9 protein-coding genes are annotated in these 10,234 nt (G+C 36.5%); all 9 read right to left on the minus strand.

Features of this window, described 5'->3' with window-relative positions; all coding sequences use genetic code 11:
* Nucleotides 1-98: 98 nt before the first annotated feature.
* Nucleotides 99-1,493: an O-antigen ligase family protein gene (locus AST99_RS12250; protein WP_057782128.1), complete on the minus strand. Its 1,395-nt coding sequence runs from the start codon at nucleotides 1,491-1,493 to the stop codon at nucleotides 99-101.
* A gap of 2 nt (nucleotides 1,494-1,495) precedes the next feature.
* Nucleotides 1,496-2,563 (minus strand): glycosyltransferase, encoded by a 1,068-nt coding sequence (locus tag AST99_RS12255; RefSeq protein WP_057782129.1) that lies wholly within the window; start codon nucleotides 2,561-2,563, stop codon nucleotides 1,496-1,498.
* 144 nt (nucleotides 2,564-2,707) lie between these two features.
* Nucleotides 2,708-3,628, minus strand: a complete 921-nt coding sequence (locus AST99_RS12260) for an NAD-dependent epimerase/dehydratase family protein (protein ID WP_057782130.1) — start codon at nucleotides 3,626-3,628, stop codon at nucleotides 2,708-2,710.
* 192 nt (nucleotides 3,629-3,820) lie between these two features.
* The gene (locus AST99_RS12265; RefSeq protein WP_057782131.1) at nucleotides 3,821-4,966 is read right to left on the minus strand and encodes a glycosyltransferase family 4 protein; all 1,146 of its coding nucleotides are present in this window, start codon (nucleotides 4,964-4,966) and stop codon (nucleotides 3,821-3,823) included.
* Nucleotides 4,963-5,514, minus strand: coding sequence for a serine O-acetyltransferase (locus AST99_RS12270; RefSeq protein ID WP_057782132.1), 552 nt, complete (start codon nucleotides 5,512-5,514; stop codon nucleotides 4,963-4,965). Before AST99_RS12270 ends, AST99_RS12265 begins: the two co-directional genes overlap by 4 nt.
* 6 nt (nucleotides 5,515-5,520) lie before the next feature.
* Complete coding sequence (locus AST99_RS12275; protein ID WP_057782133.1) at nucleotides 5,521-6,669, minus strand: glycosyltransferase family 4 protein; 1,149 nt, start codon at nucleotides 6,667-6,669, stop codon at nucleotides 5,521-5,523.
* Entirely contained in the window at nucleotides 6,669-8,060 is a 1,392-nt protein-coding gene (locus AST99_RS12280; RefSeq protein WP_057782134.1) for a hypothetical protein, read from the minus strand. Before AST99_RS12280 ends, AST99_RS12275 begins: the two co-directional genes overlap by 1 nt.
* Nucleotides 8,057-9,196: a UDP-N-acetylglucosamine 2-epimerase gene (gene neuC / locus AST99_RS12285; protein WP_057782135.1), complete on the minus strand. Its 1,140-nt coding sequence runs from the start codon at nucleotides 9,194-9,196 to the stop codon at nucleotides 8,057-8,059. Before neuC ends, AST99_RS12280 begins: the two co-directional genes overlap by 4 nt.
* Before the next feature lie 378 nt (nucleotides 9,197-9,574).
* Nucleotides 9,575-9,955, minus strand: a complete 381-nt coding sequence (locus AST99_RS12290) for an endonuclease domain-containing protein (RefSeq protein ID WP_057782136.1) — start codon at nucleotides 9,953-9,955, stop codon at nucleotides 9,575-9,577.
* Nucleotides 9,956-10,234 lie beyond the last annotated feature (279 nt).

Consider the following 10,234-nt stretch of genomic DNA (forward strand, 5'->3'; position numbering starts at 1 on the left):
CCCGCCCCAATTTTTGTTGTATTGCAGATTTACACAACACGCTATACCCTTCACCTTTCAAAGCGGTAGAAAGCCCTTTCATATAAGAGACATTGGTTTTACTGCTCGATAAGTTGTTTCCTAGGTAGAGTACGTTTTTTTTCATGTGTAATATGTAATAGTGATAACCCATATATAAACCCTGGGGCAGCAATACGCATGGCCGAGTGGTTTATGGTCGCAAACCAAAAAATTAAAAAAGAATAAAAAAGCATATTGCCTTTATGCTGATTTCTATAAGATAATGGCGTAATAATTAATAGCAATAATATTAAAATTCCAAAAATACCATGCTCAGAAAACAACCGACTCACCTCATTATGTGAGGCAATAATTTTCCCTTCCTCTTCCAAACGCACCTGTTTCATCCCACTCGCTCCAACGCCTAGAAACGGATGTCTCAAAAAACCTTCAAATTCGCGCTCAAATAAATCAACACGTCCTGTAGAAATATCTTCTTTTTCTTCTCCAGTGGCATTCTTATTGGTATATCGATTTTCAATCATCCCATCGGTTTGATTGGTGGTAATACCCCAAGTAATTATAATCCCAACTCCCAAAATAATCAATGAACCTAAAATCTGTTGCCGACGCTTAAAAGAAGAAGTTCCATAAAGCACTACCAAAAACCCAATAATCATCATTAAAGCAGTGATCACTCCCCCACGACTAAAAGTCACTAAAGCTCTAAAAGACACTAAGCCCAACAACACCAAATTAAAGACTTTTAAAAATATGGTAGGTGATTTTAAAAAGAAGCGGACAGTCAAAACAACCATACCTAATCCCAATAAAGACGAGACTTGATTAGGCCCAAACCCACCCGAAGCATCAAAATTAGAACCTGTACCATTTAACACTTCTTTAATACTAGGATTATATAAAAACAAATACACCATCATAGCCAATACAGGAAAACTCATACAGGCTAAAATTTGTAACAGTTGTTCTTGGGTCAATTTTTTATCATAACAATACAGTGCAGAAGCGCCCAAACACACAGGCCCACTCAATACAAAAGCTATAGATTTTCTAAAGTTTAAATCGTAGCCTAATGTTGTCGAAGCCACAAGCACCGCAGGTACTAATAAAATAAAATAAATAAAGTATGGATAACTATTATTGGCTACTCCTGTAAAAAACATACCCATAAGTACCAGTAAAATAACATAGTATTTAGAAAATTCATAAAACAGTCCGCCTCCAGTCATCCGAAAGAGGGATTCGGCTGCGGCAATATAAGCACACCCAAACAACACCCACATCACTTTTTCTCGAGTAGGAGACATTAATACTTTACCTATAAAGTACAAACACACAATAGTAAAATACAATTTAGAGAATAACGGGATATAAAAAATCCCTACACCCACAAACAGATGCAGCACCACCAACAGCACATACAGGTCATTGGTAAAATGGTATTTTTTTTTATGTATTTTATTCCCGTGCATGTTTATGTATTATAAATAGATAAGAGTTTACTAACCACACTCTCTTGGGCATAGTGGGTAGAAACATAACCGTTTAAAGCCTTAGCAACAGTTTGACGTGCTGTGCTATCTGAAATATATTGGGACAGCGCAGCTGCTAATGCTTCAGGATCTCCTGCAGGCACTAAACTGCCATATGCTGCTGAGGTAATAACACGTTCACAATCTCCAACGGCTGTAGCCACCACGGCTAATCCCCCCTGCCCATATTCTAATAAAGCCAAAGGCAAGCCTTCAGAAGCAGAAGCAAGTACACCAATATCACACTGAGCAATAATAGAACCCGTATCCGGACAACTGCCATAAAACCAGACAGGGGTCTCAAGACCTAAACCTGTAACCATGTCTTTAAGCTGTTTAGTATATTCATCATCACTTTCTCGTCCAACACAATGCAAACTCCAATCCGGATAGCTTGCAAACACCAATTGGCAGGCTTTAAATAAAGTCGCATGATCTTTTTGAGGTCGCAAATTCGCCAAACACAAAATACGTTTTCCTGTTGATCCTGCTAATGCTGTTACAGCCTTAGATTGATAAGGCACAACAAAATTGGGTAAAAAAGTAATCGTACTACATTTCAAGACTTCGCTATTCCATGTGGCCAAACCAGCATTAACAGCAATAACAGCCGAAAAAAAACGAGAACACCATCGTAACATCCGTTTAGGGCGTTGGTCTAAAAATTCACTATTCCCGTAATGATCATGCCAAATCAGCCGAAGCTTGGGAACACGAAGTTTTAAAAGGGTCGCAATAAAAAAAGACGAGGCATGGGCATGTATAATACCTATTTGCTCCTGTTGTACAAAACAAACCAAGCGCTGTAATGCCGCCAAATCTAATGTACTTCTACGGTTTAAATATAAATAGCCCACCTCAGCAACCAAGCCTTGCTTTAACAAGCCTTCTGCGCGAGTAGCACATAAATAAGAACGTTCTACACTCGAGGTCAAAGCATTAGCAAGATTCACTGCCATACGCTCTGCACCTCCTGCATCTAAACTATCTATAAGTTGTAATACCCTCAATACCGTATCTTAATTTGGGGGTTGAAAATACTAAATTTGTAGAGAACTTTCCGAGATTTTATACTTATTCTTCAGGTTCTAAAAATCATAAACAGCCCACCTAAACGTTAAGCAAGCTAGAGAAGTATAATATAATTGATTTGCTTAAAAACAACCCTCTATTAAATGTTGTAAACCAACAGTCAGAGGAGTTAATTCTCGCTGTAAGACCTCTTTCATTTTAGTACTATCCGGACAACGCCTACGCATATCGCCTTCTTTTAAAGCGGGTAAATGTATAATTTCAGAGGTAGACTGCGTCAAATCTTTTATAGTCTGTACCAAGTCTAAAATGGTCATTTCAACGTCATTTCCTACATTAAGCACATCATTTATATGCTTCCCTTCTGTCATCGCTTTAATACAAGTTTCTACGGTATCATCTATATAGCAAAACGAACGGGTTTGTAAGCCATCCCCATGAATTGTAATAGGAGCATTATTTAAAGCCGCATGCAAAAAGCGTGGAACAACAAAATCGGTACTTTGGTGAGGACCATAGGTATTAAAAAACCGAAAAATGGTATAAGGCAGTCCATATTCGTCAAAATAAGACTTAAAAAAAGCTTCGCCTACATTTTTAACAATGGCGTAAGGTAATCTAGAATTTAAAGGCGTAGTGTTTTCATGTTGTGGCACTTCAAAAGGTTCTCCATACACTTCAGAGGAGCTAGAATAAAACACCCGTTTTACACTGGAGTGCTTAGACAACGACAAAATATGTTTTATACCCTCAATATCATTTAAAACTTGAATAGGATGAGCTAAAGTGCGTTTCACACCAACCATAGCAGCAAGATGAAATACATAATCAAAATCAAAACGTCCAAATACAGAACTTACCGCTTCATAATCATTAACATCAGCCTCAATAAACGTGACATTATCTTGACTAGGAACATGTGCACGTACGCCGGTTAACAAATTATCTAGAATAACGATATGATTATCCAGATCGTTCGCTAATAGCAAAGACAAACGACTGCCAATATTACCAGCACCGCCGGTAATTAAAATTATAGACATAGAGTATATTGAATTTGTAGTTCTTTATAATAGCGAGATAAAGGTACACATTATATGAAAACCTGCAACTTACTAGTTCATATCGCTAAACTTTTTGCTTGTTTTTTTCAATATAGTAGTAAGGTGTCGCTTTTTTTAATAAATGTGCAATATCCAAAGACTAATCTTTTCTTTTATCTAATCTCATTGATATTAGACGCGACTTACAAAAGTACCTTCTAATACACTTTTAATATCTGCCTCCATCCTATTGTAGGTATAAAGTTGCGACCAATTTAAAGCCGCTTCAGCCATAATATTTAAATCTGAAGCTGTAAACACCACAATAAAATGGTCTACAGCCTGTTCCAAACTAGGTTCAACAATAATCCCACGTTGCCCCTCACCCACCATCCAGGACACACAAGACACTGCTGTAGTTACAGGTAAGCAGCCGTAAAACATACCTTCGGCCACGGCCTTAGGCCAACCTTCACTCTTAGATAATAAAATATTAAAATGAGCTTTTAAAAGCGCTGCTTTAACCACAGTTTTATCTTGATTTCCATGTACCGTAATCTGCTCCTCTAAACTATGAGCTGTAATATAGGCTCTCACATCAGCCATCAACGGCCCATCTCCAAACAACTCTAAACGCGCAGGAATGCCTCTCGCATTCAATTGTTCAATAAATTGTATCGTTAAAAGGGGACGCTTTCCGGGAACTAACATCCCTGCAAAAACAAACACCAATTCTTGGGTATAATTTTTAGGGATAAAAGGTACTTTCTCTGTATCGTAATATGTAGCCGAAATAAAGGGGTGAATATTCGAAGTTTCGCCTGGCCAATCTCCATACACCAAAACCTTCATATTCCGAGTAAAAAAAGGATGTCGCAAAATGGCTTGCTGCATTCGGTATGCGACCGGTTGATTACTATTAGGGTCCCAATTCCCCGCATATTTAGTTGATTTTTCTTTCCAAGGAAACAAAATTTGTACAAAGCAAGCAATCAAACTTACATTGGCAGGACAACGCAAGTGAATATGATCTGCCCAAGCCATGGCTCTAATCATCTGAAAGACTATAAAGGGCATAAATACGATAGCTTTTAATATATTGAAAAAGGAATTAAAAGCAAAAAAAGGAATATAATAGCGCTCTATAGTTTTTGTACCAAACGGCTTCATTAAAACCTCTTCAGGGTAAGTAAATGGAGATAATATACGTTGCTGATCTGCATACTTAAACCATAAATCCATTTCGTTCACATACGGTGAATAAGACCAATATTTACCAGCTTTTAGAATTGTTGGCGCTAAAGAAATTATCAACAATTTTTTTGTTTTGTTATTCATATATAACCTTTTGAATCTTTATCATTTATTTTTACGGCAGGTACACCTAAAACAGTTGTACGTGGTGACACATCTCGGGTCACCAAAGAATTTGCACCTATAACAGCCCCATCACCAACACTAATATTACCCGCAACTACCGCGTTTGCTCCAATATAAACATCATGACCAATAACAGGTACACCACGCTTATAACCAACACCACTCACGCCTATGGTAACACCTTGAGAAATATTACAGTTATCACCAATAACAGCATTCGCATTTATAATAATACCTCCAAAATGTCCGATATAAAAATGCGATCCCAAAGTTGCTGTGTATGGAATAGATATACCTGTAATAATTTCTATCCACTTCTGCGATATGACACATCCTAATAGCAATATAGTTTTAAAAAAAGTTGGAAGCTTTGAGGTATATATACTATTTGAGATTCGGTAAACAAACAAAGCCCACAACCCTTGTTGTGTCAATAACAGTATAGCCTTAGACTTGCCGCTATAGTCTTCATATTTTTTTAAGTCTGTTTTAAATATTTTAAACATAATATCCTATTTATTCTTCAAATCCTGATAGAAATTCAAATTTTGCTCTGCAATAATTTGAATGCTAAAACGATCTAACACCTCTTGACGTGCGGCTAAACCTAATGCGTGTGCCTCATCTTTATACTCAAATACCCACTTTATTTTTTCGGCAATATCTTCAGAACTATAAGGGTTTACTAACAGCCCTGTTTTTAAATGTGTGATTACTTCTGGGCCAGGCCCTAGAGCTGTAAAAATTACGGGTTTTTCCATGCACATGGCTTCAGGTGCCACCAAACCTAAAGTTTCCATATGTGAAGGAAACACACAGACATTCGCTTCCGCATATTTACTAGGTAGAAGGTCATAATCAACCGCACCTTTAAAAACAACCTGTTGTTTACGATCTCCAAGTATTGCGAATTCATGAACCTTCAAATATTCTATATAAGAGCGACCATCAGGATAATACCAATCACGGCCGTAAATATCAAGCGTGGCTGATGGAAAAATTTTCCAAATTAAGGGCATAGCTTGTATCAATTGTCTTATGCCTTTTTTCTCACACACCGTTCCAGCAAAAACCAGTTTATAGGGTATTACTAAATTTTCAATAGGTTGAAATAACTCAATATTAATAGGATTATTTATTATAGTAATTGGTCTAGGTTTTAATGTCAAAAATTTTTCTGTATGCGATTTCACATATTCAGAAACAGCTATAAATGCATCGGCCCGTTTGTAGGAGCGTTTTTCCTGCCACCCTTTCCATATCTCAACCTGACGTTGTTCTGACTCTGCAAAAAAATGGTGACCGCCATGCATTCGTATCACATACTTTACACCTTGTAATTTTCCTATAAATGTCAACCCCATATCCGCAGTTTCTACAATATCAATAGGTGTAGATTTATGTATCTCTTGCACTTTATTTTCTATACTTCGGGTATTAAAAAACCATTGAAGGCCTTTTAACTTTTTAGCAGTTAAGCGATAAACCGCTATACCATTAATATTCGCTGTTTCCTCTTCATCTACATAATTCATACCAACAACACTAACTTGAACACCTTCCAATACTAACGCTTTACCTATGGTAGCGATAAAAGTCCCCACACCTCCGTGAGAAAAACCTGGTTTCGGAAATTCATTGGTAATATAACAAATATGCATTATAACAAAGTGTTAGCTATTAGTATTGAATTATCTTCTATTGGTTGTCTAACCACTACATCCCTCCAAGCTTTACGATCTACTGCAATAGTTTCCGGCTGACCTATAGCTTTTAAAACCACAGCAGCAATGTGATCTTTACTAGGTATCCAACCTACAGCATCTAATCCTGTCATTGTTCTAAAATGTTGATAATTATAAATAGTCTCAACATTCCAATCACTCGTTGTACATGGATTATAATTTAAATACAAACACGGTTTGTTGTACATACTAAAATCGTGAGCCATAGTAGACCCTAAATTAATTACAGTCTTACAATGATAAGCTAAATTAACCTGCATAGCGACATCTTCATATTTTGATACATTTCCAGTCCAATTCCCTCCTTTAGCAACATGCCATAAGGGGTCTACAGACTTTATCAATGAATTATATCGTTGTAAAACAGCATCGTAACGTGCAGAAAAATCGGCTGGACAACGTCTAAAAATCACCTGTATATCATCTTGATATTCAGATAAAGCAACTCCAACATCCATTAAAAAATCAGCATCATAAGGAGATGTACGAATATCATCACCACTAAAACAAACCCAGTGCTTTTTGGGATCCAAACCATACTGTTCTGCAAATTTATTACGCTCTAAAATCTTAGTTTTATCCAAATAGAAATCAAATTGTGGAGTACCCACTAATTTAATTTTACTGGCTTCAATTTCTGGATAATAATCGTGCATTTCATTTTTCATCCATGCCGACCATACTAAATATTGATCTGCCATAACGCATAAACGAGCCTTAGGGACATTATCCCAAGAAAAAATAACCGTGTGGACAGTGATGCCCAATCGCTGCGCTGCTATACAAATAGGCATTAAACTCGCAACTCTTTGATGTGTAATAAATATTGAAGTAGGTTGAAGCGTTTCTAAATCCTTGATATATTCGGAAATAACCTTTGCACTCCAACCGTCTCGACTTTTAGTTTCATAATGCAAAATACGCTTATAGTCTTTAGATAAATAAGTCCCCATCTGCATAGCGGCTTTATATAAAAGCTTCAACTTAAAATTGCCTTTAGGAAGATTCCAATTACTTAAAATGGTAGGATTATTTTTTAAAGCGGTATTTCGCAACAAACGTGCATAAGTAGTAGCTTCTCTATAAAAGCGAGTAAGTAAGGGTTCTTTTTTTAAAACTAAAGATTGATAACCAATGGCTATATTATGTAAGGTTTTAACCTCATCAAAAACGGATTCTGGCAAAGGCGACCAAATACTAATTTTAGCATTTGCACGAATAAGATGTTTTAAGACATCTGAATACAAATAATTTTTAATACCTACGCCATCCGGGACAACAAATAAGATATGTGGTTTTAAACTCATAAATCACGAAATTGTTTTTGATGATTTAGAGCCCACAAATGATCTTGACTAAGACAATCCATAAATAATTGGGCACTGTTCCCTGATCCAAATTGGGCAGCAACGTCTTGTCTAGGAGTCCTATCAATAGTCTGCAATGCATTTGAAATAGCTTCTTGTTTATAGTCTACATTAATAATATCACTATGGGATACTCGATTTTGTTGCCGTGTGCCTATATTAATCACCGGCACACCATAATATGGGGCTTCTCTCACACCAGCACTACTATTACCAATAACAAACTGAGCGTGTTTTAATAAGGTTAAAAAGTATTCAAAACGTATAGAGGGAAATATTCTAAACCTTGAATGATCCTTTAAAGAGTCATAAGCTTTCAAAATAGCACCATTCCCTAAATCATTATTTGGAAAAATAACCACATAATTATGTGTGTCATCAAGTAAAGCTGCTACTAAATGTTTAGCATAGCGTTCCATATCATTATACTCTGTAGTCACGGGATGAAACATAAGTACTGCGAAATCCTGAAAAGGAATATCATAATACGATGTTACAGTTTGTAAATCTGGTAAGGAAGATGAAAACATAATGTCCACATCCGGAGAGCCAATCTCAAAAATAGCCGCTTCCAATTCGCCCATTTGCATCAAACGGCGTTTGGCCTCATCATTAGAGACAAAATGCACATGACTCATTTTACTAGTAGAATGTCGTATAAGCTCATCTATGGTACCTGAGACTTCACCGCCTTCAATATGAGCCACTAAAATATTATTTAAACTGCCCACTATAGCACCTGCTAAGGCTTCTACACGATCCCCATGAATCACAATCATATCGGGCTCACAAATTTTAACATACTCAGACAAACCGGTAATGGTCTTTGCTAAAGTAAGGTCCATAGTCGTTTCGTGCGTATGATTCTCAAAAGTATGTAGATTTGAAAACTTGCATCGCTCTATTTCCACTAAGGTATACCCATAGGTGTGCTGTAGATGCATCCCTGTCACAAACACATAAGGTGTAAAATTAAGAGCGAGTTCTACCGCTGCTATTAAGGATTTTATTTTTCCAAAATCAGCACGGGTTCCTGTTAAAAATAAAATGTTTTTGTTGGTATGTTGGTCTTCCAATGTAATCTAGGCGTAGTTATATTTTCAGGGGACAAGATAAGCATTTTAGTGTTTTTTCCTAAGTGTACAGCCGTGTTTTGATGTAATTTTTAAAGCATCATCTCATACACCCTGCTTCTGAAGAGCAGGGAATGTATCCTTATGAAAACAAAAAACGAACATCAATAAAATATAAACGTAATAAACACCCCTAAAACACCTTATATACCCCAATACAACTCCCCTCTAGAGAGGGGCCAGGGGTGTGTTTTAAAAGTAAACAATAATAACAAAGAGAATAAACAGCACTAATTACTCCTTTAAAAAACGTAACCTATTCCCCTCTAGAGAGGGGCTGGGGGGTGTGCACTATAAGAAACCAAAGCTATATCCATAGCCTTATTTCAATTCATACACATCAATATAATCAACAATAGGACGAAGAACACTTTCCATTTGTGTTTTAACCTCATAATCAGTAAACCTCAAAACACAAATTCCTAATTGCTGTAAACGCTTATCCTTTACATTATCTTTTTTGACAACTTCTAAAGTCTCATGGGTAATCCCATCAACTTCAATCCCCAACATAAGCTCATGACAAAAAAAGTCTAATATAAAGCGATCAATAGGTTTCTGTCTGTGAAAATCATAACTCCGCATTTGTTTTCCTTTCAGCTTCAACCATAAATAAATCTCTACTTGAGTAGAATGATTCCGCAATTCACGAGCATAGGCTTTTAATTTCGGATCATAAGGAATAAGTTTTCGTTTTTTCATAGTCAAAAGCATCTATAACTTTGATTATCTTAAAATTACGAATTTTTCACAAACTCAAAATCACACACCTCTAACCCCTCTCTAGAGGGGAATACTCAAACCCATCACTCACTCAAATCCTATTTAAACAACGCAACCAACTCCCCTCTCGAGAGAGGCTAGGAGTGTGTATTAAGAATACCAAAGCTATCTCTTAATTATAAACAGAAAAACAGATACTAAAATTATTAACTAACTCAAATTCTTGTTTAAACAACGTAACCAACTCCCCTCTCGAGA

Origin of the sequence: Formosa algae, from assembly GCF_001439665.1 — a bacterium.
GTDB lineage: Bacteria > Bacteroidota > Bacteroidia > Flavobacteriales > Flavobacteriaceae > Formosa > Formosa algae.

Coding starts and splice junctions, on each gene's coding strand:
- AST99_RS12260 (WP_057782130.1), bottom strand. CDS start 3,628: ATGTCTATAATTTTAATTACCGGCGGTGCTGGTAATATTGGCAGTCGT.
- AST99_RS12265 (WP_057782131.1), bottom strand. CDS start 4,966: ATGAATAACAAAACAAAAAAATTGTTGATAATTTCTTTAGCGCCAACA.
- AST99_RS12275 (WP_057782133.1), bottom strand. CDS start 6,669: ATGCATATTTGTTATATTACCAATGAATTTCCGAAACCAGGTTTTTCT.
- AST99_RS12250 (WP_057782128.1), bottom strand. CDS start 1,493: ATGCACGGGAATAAAATACATAAAAAAAAATACCATTTTACCAATGAC.
- AST99_RS12290 (WP_057782136.1), bottom strand. CDS start 9,955: ATGAAAAAACGAAAACTTATTCCTTATGATCCGAAATTAAAAGCCTAT.
- AST99_RS12280 (WP_057782134.1), bottom strand. CDS start 8,060: ATGAGTTTAAAACCACATATCTTATTTGTTGTCCCGGATGGCGTAGGT.
- AST99_RS12270 (WP_057782132.1), bottom strand. CDS start 5,514: ATGTTTAAAATATTTAAAACAGACTTAAAAAAATATGAAGACTATAGC.